This window comes from Pseudactinotalea sp., assembly GCF_048594945.1.
Lineage (GTDB): Bacteria > Actinomycetota > Actinomycetes > Actinomycetales > Beutenbergiaceae > Pseudactinotalea.
Genome location: NZ_JBMDXJ010000409.1, coordinates 1 through 15,351, shown reverse-complemented (window position 1 = coordinate 15,351; position 15,351 = coordinate 1). Strand labels below are relative to the sequence as shown.

Sequence of the window (15,351 nt, the reverse complement as noted above, 5' to 3'; positions counted from 1 at the left end):
CGTTCGTGGTGGGGGACTTCCGGCGGGTGCACCGCGCCGGGTTGGTCGCGTGCGTGTACCGGGCGGCCGAGTGGCGTCACAAGGCGGTGGAGCTCGCGGCTCACGACCTGCTGCAGGAGCTCGATGCGCGAGCTGGCATCGGCTGAGGTCTGAGGTCGATCCCCTCGACGCCCCGTGGAGGGGAGGGGATCCGCTCTCGCGCGGCACCCGAACTCGGCGCACGCGCCACGTCCTACGCTGGGCACGTGACGTCCCTGCCCCGCGCCCTCGTGTGGTCGAGCGCACTGCGCTCGCGGTTCCGCGGGCTCGAGCGGCGTGACGGCGTGCTCGTGCACGGCCCGGCGGGGTGGGGCGAGTTCTCGCCGTTCTGGGACTACTCCGACGTTGAGGCGAAGCGCTGGTGGGCGGCGGCGCGCGAGGCTGCGGACGAAGGGTTCCCGGAGCCGTTGCGGGATCGGATCCCGGTCAACGTGACCGTGCCCGCGGTCGGGCCCGATCGCGCCGCCGCGATCGTCCGCGGCTCCGGCGGTTGCACGACCGCCAAGGTGAAGGTGGCCGAAGCGGGTCAGTCGCTCGCCGAGGAGTCGGAGCGGCTCGAGGCGGTCCGGGACGCACTCGGACCGACCGGCAGGATCCGCGTCGACGCCAACGGTGCCTGGGACGTGGAGACCGCGTTCACGCACCTGCGCGAGCTCGACCGCGCCGCCGGTGGCCTGGAGTACGCCGAGCAGCCGTGCCCTCGTGTCGAAGATCTCGCCGCGCTGCGCCGCCGTGTCGACATCCCGATCGCCGCCGACGAGTCCATCCGCCGCGCCGAGGACCCGATGGCGGTGGTCCGGGCCGAGGCGGCCGACATCGTGGTGCTCAAGGTGCAGCCGCTCGGCGGCGTGCATGCCGCGCTGCGGATCGCCGAGGAGACGGGTCTGCCCGTGGTGGTGTCGTCGGCGCTGGAGAGCTCGGTGGGGATCGCGGCCGGTGTGGCGCTCGCAGCGGCGCTCCCCGAGCTGCCCTACGCGTGCGGCCTCGCCACCGTGCAGCTCTTCGAGCACGACGTCACCGACGACCCGCTGCTCCCGATCGGTGGCCACCTCCCCGTGCGCCGGGTGGCTCCCAGCAGCGCAGCGCTCGCCGCCACGCGTGCCGACGACCATACCCAGCGGCGCTGGCACGGCCGCATCCGGGCCGTAGCCGGGAGCGCCGCATGACCGGCTGCAACGAATCGGGCGCTCGATGCAGCGCGACACGTGTCAAGTGCCGTGGTCGAGCGATCGAGTGCCGGATTCGTTGCAGCGGGGGCATCCGATGACCGCGTCCGAGCACCCGGCGGCGCTCGCGGCTCGCGAGCTCGTCACCGCGCTGGTGGCCCACGGAGTTGCGGACGTGGTCCTCGCTCCAGGCTCCCGCAGCGCGCCGCTGGCCTACGCACTCGCGGCGGCCGAGGAGGCAGGTTGGCTGCGGGTGCACGTGCGGATCGACGAGCGCGTGGTCGGGTTCGTCGCGCTCGGCATCGCGCGTGAGCGGCCGGCCGCCGTGGTCACCACGTCGGGGACAGCGGTCGCCAACCTGCATCCGGCCGTTCTCGAGGCTCACCACAGCAGGCTGCCGCTGATCGTGCTCTCGGCCGATCGGCCGCACGAGCTCCGTGGCGTCGGCGCCAACCAGACCACCGACCAACCGGGCATCTTCGGGACTGCGGTGCGCTCCGCCGTCGAGATCCCCGCCTTCGACGGCGAGCCGAGGGGCATCCCATCGGCCGTCACCCGGGCGGTCGCGGCCGCCACCGGGGTGCGTGGAGGCCCGCCCGGCCCGGTCCAGCTCAACGTGGGCTTCCGCGATCCCCTCGTCCCGGCAGCGCCCTGGCAACCCGGCGAGGTGCCGTTCCGGCGCCCGATGCTCATCCCGACCACGGTCGCGCCGTCGCAGATCCCGCTCGACGGCGCCAAGCGCACCGTGGTCATCGCCGGCGATGGCGCAGGGTCCGACGCCGTCACGCTCGCCAACGCTGCCCGCTGGCCGCTGCTCGCCGAGCCCACCTCGGGGGCGCGCCGCGGGGCGACAGCGATCCCCGGCTACCGGACCGTGCTCGAGCAGGAGGGCGGCGCGGTGCGGCGAGCCGTGGTGTTCGGACGCCCCACGCTCAGCCGGCAGGTCAGCGCGCTGCTGGCCCGCACCGACATCGAGATCGTGGTCGTGGACCCCGGCCCGGACTGGGTCGACGTCGCTGGCACGGCCTTCACCGTGGCCACCTCGGTGCGTCTCGAGGGGGAGCAGTCGCACTCGTCGTGGTTGCAGGGGTGGCGGAGCGCCGGGCTCGCCGTCCAGCGTGCGGCGCTCGCAGCGGATCATCTCGACGCGCCACAGGTGCTGCACGCGGTGCTCGCCGCCGATCAGCCGCACACCGTGGTGCTCGGCTCCTCGCTGACGATCCGGCACGCAGACCTCGCCGCCCATGCCGGTGACCGATACACCCGTGCCCGGGTGGTCGCCAATCGTGGCCTCGCGGGCATCGACGGCACCCTCTCCACGGCTACCGGACTCGCGCTGGCGACCGAAGCGCCGGTGCGCGCGGTGGTCGGCGACCTCACGTTCCTGCATGACGTCGGCGGCCTCGCCCACGGCGTCCACGAGCTCGAGCCCGACCTCCAGGTGTTCGTGCTCAATGACGCCGGCGGTGGCATCTTCGCCGGTCTCGAGCACGGCCGCCCCGAGCACGCCGGCGTCTACCCGCGCTTCTTCGGCACCGCTCAGGAGGTCGACGTCGCCGCCCTCGCAGCCGGCTTCGGCGCCGCCTATCGGCGGGTCAGCACGACGGCGGAGCTCACCCAGGTGCTGAGCGCACCTGTGCAGGGGCGATCCGTTGTCGAGATCTCGCTGGTCTGAGGGGGTCAGCCCGGCACCAGGGCGTCCTGGCGGCGCTCGGGAGCCGTCCAGCGCTCCACCGTCTGGGTGATCCAGAACCCCAGGAACTGGGCGATCAGCGCGGCCTCGAGCACGAAGATCCACTGCTCGACGAACGGCCGCACCGCCACGACGATCAGCACCGCGGAGACGATCATGCCGAGGAACCCGTAGGTGTAGCGGTTGAGCCAGCGAGCCTTGCTCGAGTAGCCGGCTTCCTGCCGTGCCCGCGCCATCGCGATGCCGTTGACGCCGACCACACCCACGATCCCCAGGAATAGCACGATCGCGGCGAGTCCGTGGCCCCAGTCGAGGAACTGCTCGCGCGCGAGCAGGAAGAACAGCAGCAGCCCGAGGTAGGCCAGCGCGCTGAACACGAGGGCCGCCTTGCCGCCGCGGGAGTGCGTGGACCGCTCCCGCTGCGGCAGCACGGCCATCTCCACCACGAACGCCACGGCACCCACGATGAGGATCGCCCACGTGTTGTTGATGACCGCGTCCGTGAAGTCGGCGGGCACCACGGCGGTGCCCTGGCCGTCGACCTGCTCCCGTGGCGTGGGCACGAACGCGACGAAGAACGCCAGGTACCCGGAGAAGTTCAGCAGCACGTCCTCGAGGTCGCTGCGGCCGCGGTGGATGACCATGCAGGCGCCCACCGCGCACAGGCTTGCCACGAATACCCCGCTCGCGGGCGAGTAGTAGTACGCGCTGACCGAGGGCAGCACGGCACCGCCGTCGGCGATGATCTGCAGCCCGATCGCCGTGCCGAGCAGCAGGGTCAGGAGGATGATCGCGAGTCGCAAGTAGCGGTAGGTGGCCAGCAGCTCGTGGCGGTACTCGCGGACCTCGCTGCTGCCACGTGTCGACTCAGGCATCGCGTCTCCTCACTCTCGTGCGGCTGTGCCACCGCCGTCGCCCTTCAGGAGCAGGAGCCCGGCCGGGTGAGACATAGCATGGCGGTCACCGTGACTGAGGACGACCCTTCGCGCCCGATCGCCTGGGCAGAGCAGATGCAACGCGCACATGACCGGCTCCGTGAGGCCCTGGCGCTCGCCGACGAGAGTCTCGACGCCGGCACCGTGCCCGAGGGCGTCGACGTGCTGCTCTACTGCTGGGGGTTCTGCACCGCTCTCACCGGTCACCACCGTGCCGAGGACGAGACGCTGTTTCCGGCGGTGCTGGGCGACCGCGCCGACCTGAGCGACGTCGTCGCGAGGCTCATGCAGGACCACAGCATGATCGAGCATCTGCTGACCAGCCTGCGCCACGCCGTCGAGACGGGTGCGGACCCGCACACCCTCCGGCAGCACCTCGACGGCGTGGGTGCCGTGATGGAGTCGCACTTCCGCTATGAGGAGCGTGAGCTGCTCGGCCCGCTCGTGGGTCTCGACCTCGAGGCCGCGCCTGAGCAGGCGCTGGGGCCGCTGGCCTGACCAGCGGCCTTCCCACATTCCCAGACAATCCTCAGGATGCCTGCGGTCGGGTCGAAGGTTGGTGCAGTGACATGGGTCCATCAGCACAGGCAGCCAGGAGGCACCGATGGGCACCAGCCAGTTCGAGCAGAGCACGCCGCGCGCGTCGAGCGCGACGCCGACGTGGCAGTCGCCAGGCGCGGCCACCCCGCAGCAGGGTTCACCGGCAGGAGGGCAGCAGGGCACGCCGACGAATCCGTACGCGGGATATTCCTCGACGCCCTACGGCTACGGCGCCCAGCCGCCGGCGCCGCCCCACGGCCCGACCCCGCAGCCGCGTGCACCCCAGCCGCGCAAGCCCCGCACGTTCCTCACCGCGATGACCGCGGCGGTGCTGGCTGCCGCGCTCGCGTCGGGCAGCACGGCGTTCCTGCTGCGCGACGACGGAGCCACCACGGCCGCCGGCTCCGACCCCGGGCTCACCCAGGTGCAGGGAATCTCGGCGACCGTGGACGGGAGTCCGGACTGGGAGGCCGTCGCGGCAGCGGTGCGGCCGAGCGTGGTCGCGATCAACGTGCAGGTGCAGCAAGGAGAGGCTGCCGGTTCCGGCGTGATCCTCGACGAGCAGGGGCACATCCTCACCAACAACCACGTGGTCGAGGGCGCCCAGACGGCGCAGGTGATGCTGTGGGACGGCCGCATCTACGAGGCGAGCCTCGTGGGCACGGACCCCACGACCGACCTCGCGGTGCTCCAGATCGTCGACCCGCCTGACGACCTCACTCCCGCGACGCTTGGCACATCCGACGACCTCGCCGTGGGGGAGTCCGTGATGGCGGTGGGCAACCCGCTCGGACTCGACAGCACGGTCACCACGGGGATCATCTCGGCGCTCGACCGCCCGGTCGCGGCTTCGTCGCAGTCCTCGAACAGCACCTCGGTGACCAACGCGGTCCAGATCGACGCAGCGATCAACCCGGGCAACTCCGGTGGGCCGCTGTTCGACGCGCAGGGCCTGGTCATCGGGATCACCTCCTCGATCGCGACGCTCTCCGGGGGCGGCGAGTCCGGCAGCATCGGGCTCGGGTTCGCGATCCCGGTCGACCTCGCCACCACGATCGCCGACCAGCTGATCGCCAACGGCGTGGCCGAGCACGCCTACCTCGGCGTGACCCTGCAGGAGGGTGAGGGAACCGCCGACGGTGTCACTCGCCAGGGTGCGCAGGTGGTCGACGTCATGGGCGGCACCCCGGCGGCGAGCGCCGGCCTGCAGCAGGGCGACGTGATCGTGGGGATCGACGATCACGCGGTCGGCAGCGCCGAGTCGCTCACGGGCTTCGTCCGGCAGTACTCCTCGGGCGACCAGGTCACCCTGACGGTCATCCGAGGTGGAGAGAGCATCGACGTGACCGTCACCCTTGCGACGCGAGAGGAGGAGTGACTATCGAGCGCAGCCCCTCTTTCTGACGACACCGGCGACCCGCCGGCTCCGGCACCTCCCCGCCGCGAGTCGGCGGGTCGCTTCGTGCGCAGGCCTGCCTACGCGTCCGCGTGCGGCTGGGTCAGCGAGCGAACCCGAGGAACGCCATGACAGCGCGCTCGACATCTCCCAGCTGCTCCGTCGACAGCCGCCCGACGCGGCCGGATACGTTCGCGCGGCGAACCGTTGTGAGCTTGTCGACCATGACGTCGCTGTCGCGATCCAGTCCCGAAAGCTCGGTTGCGCTGATGCGAACGCGGAGCAACGGGGCGTCGAGCAGGTGACTCGTCAGCGGCAGGACGGTGACCGACTCGGTCGCGGCGAACGCATCATCCTGGATGACCAGTGCGGGGCGCGGCTTCGAGGCGTAGACGCCGCCCGCGAGGGTCCAGAGCTCGCCCCGGATCACTCGTCATCCCATGGCACCGACATGGCCTCGATGAACGACTGATCGTCCGTAGCCCGATCGGTCGCCGCGACCAGTGCGGCCTGGCGCTCGGCCTCGGCCGCGAACGCAGGCGTCCGAACGTCGGGAACCCAGACCTGAACAGGCCGGAACCCCTTGGCGCGCATCCGTCGCCGGTAGTCGCTCACTCGATCACGGACCGCCATACCGAGAGTGTTACATGTAACGATTGTGGCGACAAGGCCCTCCGAGCAGTCGCGCTTGGTACGGCCTATCGGATCGCCGAGATCGATGAGCCAGAGGTCGTCATGCCGCGCGCGTCAGCCACGTCGTGTGTCGCGTACGCGTCCCAGAAGAGCGCACGCTCGGTCTGCGTGAGCGCGCTCAACGCAGCGCGGACCGCATCGGGGCGAGCTTGGCCTCGGACTCTGCGAGCTCGGCGGCGGGGTCGGAGGCGGCGACGATGCCGCATCCGGCGAACAGCCGCAGCGCGCGCGGCCCGGTGACCGCGGCGGAGCGCAGCGCGATGCCCCACTCGCCGTCGCCGTCGGAACCCATCCAGCCGACCGGGGCGGCGTAGCGGCTGCGATCCATCCGTTCGTGGGCGCTGATCACGTCAGCGGCGGCGAGGGTCGGGGTGCCGCATACGGCTGCGGTGGGGTGCAGCGCCGCAGCCACAGCGAGCGAGCTCATGCCGGCGTGCTCGGAGTCGAGCACCGCGGTGACGTCGGTCGCCAGGTGCATCACGTTGGGCAGGTGGAGCACCGAAGGGGTCTCTGGTGCCGACGTCGAGGCCACGAACGGGCCGAGCGACGCGGTGAGGGAGTCCACCGCGAACTCGTGCTCCTCGAGGTCCTTCGAGGAGCGTGCCAGCGCGCCGGCGCGCGCGAGGTCGCTGGCGTCGTCGCCGGTGCGCCGGATGGTGCCGGCCAGCACCCGGGAGGACAGAAGCCCGCGTTCGCGCCGCACGAGCAGCTCGGGCGTGGCGCCGATCATGCCGTCGACGGCGAAGGTCCAGCAGGTCTCGTAGGTCTCGGCCAGGCGGCCGAGCACCCGGCGTGCGTCGGGCTCGCCGTCGAGCTCGGCGATGACGTCGCGCGCCATCACGACCTTGCCGACAGCGCCTGAGCGGATCACCTCGATGACCTCGCGCACACTGTCCTGCCATTCGGCTGCGGCCAGCGCGCCGTCAGAGAACCGCACCTGGCTCTGCGGCCGCACCGGTGCGATCTCGGGCAGCAGGTCGGCGGCGTCACCCGAGGGCGGCAGGGCACCGGTGCTCATCGTGGTGACCCAGCTGACGCCGTCCCGGCGTCCGATGACGATCTCGGGGACGATCAGCACGCCTCCGGTCGAGGAGCGGCGGGAGAAGGCGAACGAGCCGAAGCACACCGGTCCCGTACCGGGCAGCCCCACGCTGTCCCGCACCACCGCGCCGGCGACCATCTCGGCCCAGGCGGCGTCGGCGTCAGTAAACCTGGACTCGCCGTGGGTCTCGAACCGTGCCACCTCACCGATCCCGACCAGGCCGTCGCCCCGGCGCACCCACGACAGCGCCTGCCCGAGCTCGGGCGAGGGCAGCCGGCCGAGCAGGTCACCGACGTCCGGCACCTCGACAGTGCGAGCAACGAGCGTGTGCGGGAGCGGCAGAGACATCGCCGCTCAGAGTAGGCCGCGACCGCCGTACCGGCGAAACCGAACGGGTACGTCTGCCCTCACGCTGCCGCGACGAGGCGTCGGCGCACCACACTGTCGGAGCATGACGACATCTCGAGGTCCTCTGAACCGACCCGCCATCCTGACGGCCGCGCTCGGCATCGGATGTCTCGTCGCCGGCGCGCTCTGGCCCTGGTTCGGCAGCCCGGTCGGTCCGCTCGGCACCCTCCCGACGCCGTGGTTGCTCTGGTCCACCGTCGCAGCCGCGCTCGCGGTGGCGTTGACGATCCTCGGAGCTGCCCACACCCGCTGGCCGTTGATCCTCGCCGCCGTCGTGGTGCTCGCGTCGATCGCCACACGGGTGAGCGCCGACCCGGGCTGGATGTGCTGGGACGGCGTCGACGACGCGGGCAACATGGTCGGTGGCTGCGAGGACGACCGGTGGACTCCGGCGCCGATCGTGTTCGCCGTGGGGGCTGCGCTCACGGTGGTCGCCGCCGTGCTCACTCGCCTGGGCTCCCGACCGCGTCAGCCGGTCAGCGCCGCCCCGTGACGTCGTCGGCGTCGAGCCCGCCTGGCGAGGCGACCCCGAACAGCGCCAGCGACTCGCGCAGATCGGATGTGACGCCGTCGAGCACGGTCTGCACGCCGGCTGCTCCGGCCGCGGCGAGACCCCAGACGACGGGCCGCCCGAGCAGCACCGCGTCGGCGCCCAGTGCGAGGGCCACGAGTGCGTCCATACCGGAGCGGATCCCGCCGTCCACAAGTACGGGAGCCTGCCCGCCGACCGCGGTCACGACCTCCGGCAGCGCGACCGCGGTGGCGATCGCGCGGTCGAGCTGACGGCCGCCGTGGTTGCTCACCACGATCCCGGCGGCGCCCGCGTCCAGGCAAGCCAGCGCGTCGTCGCCGCGCAGCACTCCCTTGACCAGCACGGGCAGGCCCGACAGCTCGGCGAGTCGCTGGATGTCGTCGAGCGAGGCCGCCGGATCCGCATCGACCGCCCACACCGGGTCCACCCCCTCGGGCACGGCCCGGCCGAGGTTGGTCAGATGCCACTCCGGTGGCATCGCGGCCACCGAGCCACGGCCGCGCGAGCGGGTACTGACGATCGGGGTGTCCCCGGTGAGCACGATCGCCGACGCCCCGAGCTCCGCTGCCGCGGTCACGAGGTTCTCGATCGCTGCCCGCTCGCGGGTCAGGTAGACCTGCAACCACCACGGCCCGGCGGCGGCTGCGATGTCGGCGAGCGGCATCGTCGCCCGCGTCGAGACGATCATCAGCGCGCCGGCGGCCGCTGCTCCGGCGGCCGTGGCGACCTCGCCCGCCTCGTGGAACATCCGGTGGTACGCCGTGGGAGCGACCGCCACCGGGGTCTCCACGCGTGTACCGAGGATCCGGGCGGCGGTGCCCACCTCTCCCGCAGCGCGCAGCACGCGCGGGCGCAGCCGGTATGCCTGCCACGCGGCCTCGGCCTCGTGCAGTGAGATCTCCTCGCCCGCGCCGGTGTCGAGGTAGTCGTGCCAGCGGGGATCGAGGTCGCGCTCCGCCCGCTCGGCGAGGTCGCGCAGCAGGGGAAGCACCCGGTCAGTCTGGCCGGTGCGGCCTCACGCGATCAACCGCACGGGGCACCGGTGTGCTCACAGGATCGAGACCGTCACAGGTGGATCGCCGTGCGGTGATGCCTGGACGATCTCGGTTCCGGGGTGCAGGCCAGCGTCGGTGCGATAGCGCTCCAGCAACCGGGCCTCGGCGTCGAGGTCGCCGGCGTCGGCGGCCAGCAGCAGCGCGGCGATCTCGTCCATCCATGCCGCATCCTCGTCGGTGACCGGTGTGCCGGGGATCCCGATCCGGCCCCAGCCGTCCCACAGCAGCAACTCGTCACCGAACCGGTGCGCGATCTCGTAGATGACCTCGTCGAAGACGTACCGCTCTCCGCGCAGCAGCAGGTTGACCGGGTCCACGCCGTACCGGTCGGCATCCACCGCGCCTGCCCGGTGCCCCACCCACACCTGAGCGGCGGTGACGAAACCGGAGGAGCCGAGCTCCGCCGTCGGCATGTCCATCGGTACGGGCAGGGCCTCGAAGCCCGCACCGATCTCGGGATCGAAGCGGCGCCAGCGGCCCTCGAGCCACGCCTCGACGACCACATGGTCGGCGAACCAGTTGCGATGAAAGTAGCCCGCGTACCCGATTCGCGACCGCGCCGGCACGCCGTGCGTGCGCAACGTGGCCACGCACAGCAGCGTGTGGTCGCGGCAGCACCCTTGCAGCCTCGCAGTCTCCGCGCGGGGCTCGGTGAGCGGGGTGCCGTGGCGCTCCTGGTCGGTCGCCAGCATGCGTTCGATCCAGCGCAGGTTGATGTCCTCCGAGGTCACCGCCGGCAGGTCGAGGCCCTCGGAGCGGTAGTGGACGATCACGTTCCGCGCCACCGCCGACAGCCCGGGTGGGTCGACGGGCAGCGCCTCGAGCAGCGCAGCGTGCGGTCCCGGGTCGCTGTACCGGGTATGGGCCGTGTGGTCGACGACGGCGGTCGGGCTCGTGCTCACGCGCCTCACCCTCGCGCATGTCCGCCAGGCTCGCCACGTCATTGGTGGTGGGATCTGAGTCGCTGGGCGAGAATGGGCAGCATGTCCCGCGCCGACCTCGACAAGGATCCCGCCGCCGTCTCCGGCATGTTCGACGGGGTCGCCAAGAACTACGACCTCACCAACGATGTGCTGACGTTCGGGCTGGACCGGCTCTGGCGGCGCGAGACGGTCAAGGCGATCGACGCGCTGCCGGGGGAGCGGGTGCTCGATCTCGCTGCCGGGACCGGTACCTCGAGCGAGCCGCTCGCGGATGCGGGCGTGGACGTGGTCCCGTGCGACTTCTCGCCGGGCATGGTGGAGGTGGGGCGGCGGCGTCGGCCCGACCTGCCGTTCGTGGTCGGCGACGCGACCGACCTGCCGTTCTCCGACGGCGAGTTCGACGCCGTCACCATCTCGTTCGGTCTGCGCAACGTGGTCGAGGTGGAGGTGGCGCTCGCGGAGATGTTCCGGGTGACCAAGCCCGGCGGGCGCCTGGTGATCTGCGAGTTCTCCACGCCGCCGAATGCGGTCTGGCGCGCGGGCTACCGGTTCTACAGCGACAACGTGCTGCCTCTGGTGGCTCGCGCCGTGTCCTCCAACGGTGACGCCTACGAGTACCTCAACGAGTCGATCGCCGCGTGGCCCGACCAGCGCGCCCTCGCCCGCCAGATCGCCGAAGCCGGGTGGATCAAGGTGGGCTACCGCAACTTGTTCGGCGGCGTCGTCGCGCTCCATCGGGCCAGCAAGCCCGCCACCTGACGAGCGTCTTCCTCCGCGCCCAGTCGTCGGGATGTTGCGGATCTACGGCCTGGGGAGCGCGGCGAGGATGGCGCGTGCTGACTCCTCGGGGCTGAGGGTGCCGGTGTCGAGTGTCACATCGGCGGGGATCCGGGGGAGCAGCTCTCGGAACCTCGCGTGGGCGCGCTCGTGGAAGTCGCGCTCGCGGGAGGCACCCCGGGTCGGATCGTCCGTCGCGCGCGCCCACGTGACGTCGATCGGCGCGTCGAGCACCACGCGGAGCGCGCGCACGTGCTCCGGGAGCGACGCCTCGAGTGCCCGCTGCTCGGCCTCGTCGTAGATGTTGCCGACGGCCACCACCACGTTGACGGCGCTCGCGAGCCACCGCGCGACGAGCTCGCCATGGATCTCGTGCGCGGTCGGCCAGAGCCAGCTGGGTGAGGCGCCGCGGGCGCGCACCATGTCGGCCACGTCGTCGACATCGACCACCGCGCAGCTTTCGCCGCTGCGCTCGAGCAGCTCTGTGAGCCGCGTCGCGACCGTGTTCTTGCCGCTCGCGAGCGGCCCGACGATCGTCACCAGATCAGCCATCCGGTGAGCCTTTCACGCCGACGGCGAGCCTTGCCGTCGGTGGTGGCGGGAGCCAGGTAGGGCGAGGCGGGAGAGGTGCCGGTAGGAACCCGACGGCGGCGGACTCGGACGTGATCTGCGTCACCCGTGCGTGCGCTCGCAGGGCTGTGTTGGCGCCGGAATCAGCGGGCACGCAGAGCCGCCGCGATGCAAGCGGTCAAGGCGATCGGCGCTAAGGTCGGAAGGCGTGCGCGTTCGGTGCAGGAACCGTGACCGACCCGCTCGTGACCAGGGATATTAGCAAGTCTGACGTACTCGAAATGGTAGGTGCTGACGTGGCCCGGATCGTGGACAACGACGCCGACGTCATCGTCGTCGGCGCCGGTCCTGCCGGGTCGTCCGCCGCGCACTACCTGGCAGCCGCGGGTCGCTCCGTGCTCCTCCTCGAGAAGGCCACCTTTCCGCGCGACAAGATCTGCGGTGACGGCCTGACCCCGCGGGCCGTGTCCGAGCTCGTGCGCATGGGCGTGCCGATGCGCCCCGAGGATGGCTGGATGCGCAACAAGGGGCTGCGCGTGGTCGGTGGTGGCCACACGCTGCACCTGCCGTGGCCCGAGATCGAGCGCTACCCCGCATACGGACTCGCCAAGGCGCGCACCGGGCTCGACGAGACGCTGGCGCACCACGCGCGCGCCACGGGCGCCAAGCTGCTCGAGGGGATGAACGTCACGGGCCCGCTGCTGGACGACCGCAGCGGGCGGATCGTCGGTGTGACCGTGCGCACGGTGGATGCGCGCGGACGCAAGGTCGCCGGAGCGGAGGAACAGATCCTCCGCGCACCCGTGGTCATCGCTGCCGATGGTGTCTCGGCGAGGCTGGCGACCGCGATGGGCATCACCAAGCGGGACGACCGCCCGATGGGCGTCGCCGTACGCACCTACTTCCGCACCCCGCGCCACGACGACGAGTGGATGGAGTCCCACCTCGAGCTCTGGGAGGGAGAGCCGCGCATGTCGCCGCTGCTGCCGGGCTACGGGTGGATCTTCCCGCTCGGTGACGGCACTGCGAACGTCGGGCTCGGTTCGGTCTCCTCCACGGCGAAGGCGACGCAGCTCGACTACCGGTCGCTGCTGGAGACCTGGATGCGCAACGCACCCGCCGAGTGGGAGTTCACACCGGAGAACCAGATCGGCCCGATCCGGGGCGCTGCGCTACCGATGGCCTTCAACCGCAAGCCGCTGTACCGGCGTGGCCTGATCCTCGTGGGCGACGCCGGTGGCATGGTCTCCCCGTTCAACGGTGAGGGGATCGCCTACGGGCTGCAGGCGGGCCGGATCGCCGCCGATGTGATCGGGCAGGCGTTCGCTCGAGACACTGCTGCCGAACGCGAGCGCACACTTGCCACATACGCCACCCGGATGGCTGACGACGTGGGCGGCTACTTCCAGCTCGGCCGCCAGTTCGTGAAGCTGATCGAACGGCCCGAGGTGATGCGGATCTGCACCACCTACGGACTCCCTCGCAAGCACCTCATGAACTTCGTCCTCAAACTGCTCTCGGACAGCTACGACACCCGAGGCGGGGACGCATCCGACCGCATCATCACCGCGCTGACCAAGCTCGTGCCGGCAGCGTGAGAAGGATCTGAGGCAATCGACATGACCAACCCCTTCGTCCCGATCCTGGTGATGGGAGCGCTCGCGCTGCTCATGGCCGTCGGTGGACTCGTCGCGTCCGCCGTCATCGGGCCCAAGCGCTACAACAAGGTGAAGGTCGACGCCTACGAGTGCGGCATCCAGCCGAGCCCGCACGCGACCGGCATGGGCAAGTTTCCGATCAAGTACTACCTCGTGGCGATGACATTCATCATCTTCGACATCGAGGTCGTGTTCCTGTACCCGTGGGCGGTCACGTTCACGGAGCTGGCCATGTTCGGGCTGATTGCGATGCTCGGCTTCATCTTCCTGATCACGGTGCCCTTCATCTATGAATGGCGCCGTGGCGGACTGGACTGGGACTGAGGTGACGACAATGAGCTTCGACGAGAAGACCCCTTCAGGTTTCGCGCTCGCCAAGGTCGAGGACTTCGTGGGCTGGGCGCACAGCGCATCGCTGTGGCCGGTGACGATGGGCCTCGCCTGCTGCGCCATCGAGATGATGGCCTTCGGCACCCCGCGCTTCGATGGTTCACGCTTCGGGATGGAGGTGTTCCGGGCCTCCCCGCGCCAGGCCGACCTGATGCTGGTCTCCGGCCGCGTCAGCCACAAGATGGCCCCGGTCGTCCGCACCGTCTACGACCAGATGGCCGACCCCAAGTGGGTCATCTCGATGGGCGTCTGCGCCAGCTCGGGCGGCATGTTCAACAACTACGCGATCGTTCAGGGCGTGGACCACGTGCTCCCTGTCGACATCTACCTGCCGGGCTGCCCGCCGCGCCCCGAGATGCTGATCCACGCGATCCTCGAGCTGCAGAAGCACGTGATCAAGGGACAGGCCTTCGGTCCCCACCGCAGGGAGATCGCGCGCAAGGTCGAGGAAGCTGCCCTCAACGCGACCCCCACGCACGAGATGAAGGGTCTTCTGGCGTGACCGAGGAGAACGTGCAGGCCGAGGGAGACGCCGCACCTGAGCAGGTGCAGGATGTCGCCCGCTCCACGAGCGTCCCGCTCGACCTCGTGGACGTGCGCACCGGGATGTTCGGCGTGCACGGCAGTGGCGACACCTCCGGGTTCGGCGGGCTCGTGCGCACCGTGGCGATGCCCGGCCCGAGCGAGCGCCCCTACGGCAGCTACTTCGACGAGGTGGTCGACATCCTCGCCGAGGTGCTCGCCGAGCAGGGGGTCGAGTTCGACGACGCGGTGGAGAAGGTGGTGGTGTTCCGTGACGAGCTCTCGCTGTTCGTGACCCGCGAGCACCTCGTGGCGGTCGCCCGCGCGCTGCGCGACGACCAGGACCTGCGCTTCGAGCTGTGCCTCGGCGTGTCCGGCGCGCACTACCCCGAGGACACCGGGCGCGAGCTGCACTGCCTCTACCCGTTGAACTCGATCACGCACAACCGCACGGTCCGCCTCGAGGTCACCGCACCCGACGACGACCCGCACATCCCGTCGCTCGTGGAGGTGTACCCCGCGAACAACTGGCACGAGCGCGAGACCTACGACTTCTTCGGCGTGATCTTCGACGGCCACAACGCCCTCACCCGCATCGAGATGCCGGATGACTGGGTAGGCCACCCGCAGCGCAAGGACTACCCCCTCGGCGGTATCGAGGTGGAGTTCAAGGGTGCGACGATCCCCGCGCCCGACAACCGCAGGAGCTACTCATGAGCACCACCGAGACCCCCCGCGCGACCGCCGGCGCGGGCGAGGCCGGAACCGAGGGCGTCCGCGAGTACACGGCGCTCGGCGGCGACTGGGACGACATCGCCGCCGACGCGGCTCGCCTCGGCGACGAGCGCGTGGTCGTCAACATGGGCCCGCAGCACCCCTCGACCCACGGTGTGCTCCGCATCGTGCTGGAGATCGAGGGTGAGACGGTCACCGAGGCTCGTGCAGGCATCGGCTTCCTGCACACCGGCATCGAGAAGAACATGGAGTACCGCACCTACACGCAGGGTGTGAC

17 protein-coding genes and 1 pseudogene are annotated in these 15,351 nt (G+C 71.0%); 11 read left to right on the top strand and 7 right to left on the bottom strand.

Going from position 1 to position 15,351, the window contains the following annotated elements:
* Positions 1–245: 245 nt before the first annotated feature.
* Both ACOJSN_RS18665 and menD read left to right on the top strand, forming a co-directional pair.
* Positions 246–1,205 (top strand): o-succinylbenzoate synthase, encoded by a 960-nt coding sequence (locus ACOJSN_RS18665; protein ID WP_420113993.1) that lies wholly within the window; start codon positions 246–248, stop codon positions 1,203–1,205.
* Positions 1,206–1,302: 97 nt separating this feature from the next.
* Positions 1,303–2,880 (top strand): 2-succinyl-5-enolpyruvyl-6-hydroxy-3-cyclohexene-1-carboxylic-acid synthase, encoded by a 1,578-nt coding sequence (gene menD, locus ACOJSN_RS18660; protein ID WP_420113992.1) that lies wholly within the window; start codon positions 1,303–1,305, stop codon positions 2,878–2,880.
* A 5-nt stretch (positions 2,881–2,885) separates the two neighbouring features.
* Here the strand turns inward: menD and ACOJSN_RS18655 are convergent, their stop codons facing one another.
* Positions 2,886–3,773, bottom strand: coding sequence for a hypothetical protein (locus ACOJSN_RS18655; protein WP_420113991.1), 888 nt, complete (start codon positions 3,771–3,773; stop codon positions 2,886–2,888).
* 90 nt (positions 3,774–3,863) lie between these two features.
* On the opposite strand from ACOJSN_RS18655, the gene ACOJSN_RS18650 reads away from it, so the two are divergent.
* Positions 3,864–4,331, top strand: a complete 468-nt coding sequence (locus ACOJSN_RS18650; protein WP_420113990.1) for a hemerythrin domain-containing protein — start codon at positions 3,864–3,866, stop codon at positions 4,329–4,331.
* A gap of 106 nt (positions 4,332–4,437) precedes the next feature.
* The gene (locus ACOJSN_RS18645; RefSeq protein WP_420113989.1) at positions 4,438–5,751 is read left to right on the top strand and encodes a S1C family serine protease; all 1,314 of its coding nucleotides are present in this window, start codon (positions 4,438–4,440) and stop codon (positions 5,749–5,751) included.
* Between the two features lie 121 nt (positions 5,752–5,872).
* Here ACOJSN_RS18645 and ACOJSN_RS18640 read toward each other — a convergent pair whose 3' ends face one another.
* From ACOJSN_RS18640 to ACOJSN_RS18630, 3 genes are all read right to left on the bottom strand, one after another.
* Positions 5,873–6,199, bottom strand: coding sequence for a type II toxin-antitoxin system PemK/MazF family toxin (locus ACOJSN_RS18640; RefSeq protein ID WP_420113988.1), 327 nt, complete (start codon positions 6,197–6,199; stop codon positions 5,873–5,875).
* Positions 6,196–6,402 (bottom strand): antitoxin MazE family protein, encoded by a 207-nt coding sequence (locus ACOJSN_RS18635; RefSeq protein ID WP_420113987.1) that lies wholly within the window; start codon positions 6,400–6,402, stop codon positions 6,196–6,198. Before ACOJSN_RS18635 ends, ACOJSN_RS18640 begins: the two co-directional genes overlap by 4 nt.
* 178 nt (positions 6,403–6,580) lie before the next feature.
* A complete protein-coding gene (locus ACOJSN_RS18630; RefSeq protein ID WP_420113986.1) occupies positions 6,581–7,852 on the bottom strand; it encodes an isochorismate synthase in 1,272 nt (423 codons plus the stop codon).
* 103 nt (positions 7,853–7,955) lie between these two features.
* On the opposite strand from ACOJSN_RS18630, the gene ACOJSN_RS18625 reads away from it, so the two are divergent.
* A complete protein-coding gene (locus ACOJSN_RS18625) occupies positions 7,956–8,405 on the top strand; it encodes a hypothetical protein (RefSeq protein ID WP_420113985.1) in 450 nt (149 codons plus the stop codon).
* On the opposite strand, the gene ACOJSN_RS18620 is transcribed toward ACOJSN_RS18625, so the two are convergent.
* Both ACOJSN_RS18620 and ACOJSN_RS18615 read right to left on the bottom strand, forming a co-directional pair.
* A complete protein-coding gene (locus tag ACOJSN_RS18620; protein WP_420113984.1) occupies positions 8,389–9,435 on the bottom strand; it encodes an alpha-hydroxy acid oxidase in 1,047 nt (348 codons plus the stop codon). The two genes, ACOJSN_RS18625 and ACOJSN_RS18620, sit on opposite strands and share 17 nt — an antisense overlap.
* A gap of 57 nt (positions 9,436–9,492) precedes the next feature.
* Positions 9,493–10,401, bottom strand: a complete 909-nt coding sequence (locus tag ACOJSN_RS18615) for a transglutaminase domain-containing protein (protein WP_420113983.1) — start codon at positions 10,399–10,401, stop codon at positions 9,493–9,495.
* An 81-nt stretch (positions 10,402–10,482) separates the two neighbouring features.
* Between ACOJSN_RS18615 and ACOJSN_RS18610 the strand changes: the two genes are divergently transcribed.
* Positions 10,483–11,181: a demethylmenaquinone methyltransferase gene (locus ACOJSN_RS18610; protein ID WP_420113982.1), complete on the top strand. Its 699-nt coding sequence runs from the start codon at positions 10,483–10,485 to the stop codon at positions 11,179–11,181.
* A gap of 42 nt (positions 11,182–11,223) precedes the next feature.
* On the opposite strand, the gene ACOJSN_RS18605 is transcribed toward ACOJSN_RS18610, so the two are convergent.
* The gene (locus ACOJSN_RS18605) at positions 11,224–11,751 is read right to left on the bottom strand and encodes an AAA family ATPase (RefSeq protein WP_420113981.1); all 528 of its coding nucleotides are present in this window, start codon (positions 11,749–11,751) and stop codon (positions 11,224–11,226) included.
* 299 nt (positions 11,752–12,050) lie between these two features.
* Between ACOJSN_RS18605 and ACOJSN_RS18600 the strand changes: the two genes are divergently transcribed.
* From ACOJSN_RS18600 to ACOJSN_RS18580, 5 genes and pseudogenes are all read left to right on the top strand, one after another.
* Positions 12,051–13,367 carry a geranylgeranyl reductase family protein gene (locus ACOJSN_RS18600; RefSeq protein WP_420113980.1) on the top strand — a complete coding sequence of 439 codons (1,317 nt, stop codon included), beginning with the start codon at positions 12,051–12,053 and terminating at the stop codon, positions 13,365–13,367.
* Positions 13,368–13,388: 21 nt separating this feature from the next.
* Complete coding sequence (locus ACOJSN_RS18595) at positions 13,389–13,751, top strand: NADH-quinone oxidoreductase subunit A (protein WP_420113979.1); 363 nt, start codon at positions 13,389–13,391, stop codon at positions 13,749–13,751.
* 10 nt (positions 13,752–13,761) lie between these two features.
* On the top strand, positions 13,762–14,319 hold the full coding sequence (locus tag ACOJSN_RS18590) for an NADH-quinone oxidoreductase subunit B (protein ID WP_420113978.1): 558 nt from the start codon (positions 13,762–13,764) through the stop codon (positions 14,317–14,319).
* A gap of 44 nt (positions 14,320–14,363) precedes the next feature.
* The gene (locus tag ACOJSN_RS18585; protein WP_420113994.1) at positions 14,364–15,056 is read left to right on the top strand and encodes an NADH-quinone oxidoreductase subunit C; all 693 of its coding nucleotides are present in this window, start codon (positions 14,364–14,366) and stop codon (positions 15,054–15,056) included.
* A pseudogene (locus ACOJSN_RS18580) lies at positions 15,053–15,351 on the top strand (NADH dehydrogenase subunit D); the annotation flags it as partial. The gene ACOJSN_RS18585 and the pseudogene ACOJSN_RS18580, both read left to right, overlap by 4 nt.

Excerpts from the sequence above, each read along its gene's own strand:
- menD (WP_420113992.1), top strand. The coding sequence starts at position 1,303 with ATGACCGCGTCCGAGCACCCGGCGGCGCTCGCGGCTCGCGAGCTCGTC.
- ACOJSN_RS18655 (WP_420113991.1), bottom strand. The coding sequence starts at position 3,773 with ATGCCTGAGTCGACACGTGGCAGCAGCGAGGTCCGCGAGTACCGCCAC.
- ACOJSN_RS18645 (WP_420113989.1), top strand. The coding sequence starts at position 4,438 with ATGGGCACCAGCCAGTTCGAGCAGAGCACGCCGCGCGCGTCGAGCGCG.
- ACOJSN_RS18635 (WP_420113987.1), bottom strand. The coding sequence starts at position 6,402 with ATGGCGGTCCGTGATCGAGTGAGCGACTACCGGCGACGGATGCGCGCC.
- ACOJSN_RS18630 (WP_420113986.1), bottom strand. The coding sequence starts at position 7,852 with ATGTCTCTGCCGCTCCCGCACACGCTCGTTGCTCGCACTGTCGAGGTG.
- ACOJSN_RS18625 (WP_420113985.1), top strand. The coding sequence starts at position 7,956 with ATGACGACATCTCGAGGTCCTCTGAACCGACCCGCCATCCTGACGGCC.
- ACOJSN_RS18610 (WP_420113982.1), top strand. The coding sequence starts at position 10,483 with ATGTCCCGCGCCGACCTCGACAAGGATCCCGCCGCCGTCTCCGGCATG.
- ACOJSN_RS18605 (WP_420113981.1), bottom strand. The coding sequence starts at position 11,751 with ATGGCTGATCTGGTGACGATCGTCGGGCCGCTCGCGAGCGGCAAGAAC.
- ACOJSN_RS18600 (WP_420113980.1), top strand. The coding sequence starts at position 12,051 with ATGGTAGGTGCTGACGTGGCCCGGATCGTGGACAACGACGCCGACGTC.
- ACOJSN_RS18595 (WP_420113979.1), top strand. The coding sequence starts at position 13,389 with ATGACCAACCCCTTCGTCCCGATCCTGGTGATGGGAGCGCTCGCGCTG.
- ACOJSN_RS18590 (WP_420113978.1), top strand. The coding sequence starts at position 13,762 with ATGAGCTTCGACGAGAAGACCCCTTCAGGTTTCGCGCTCGCCAAGGTC.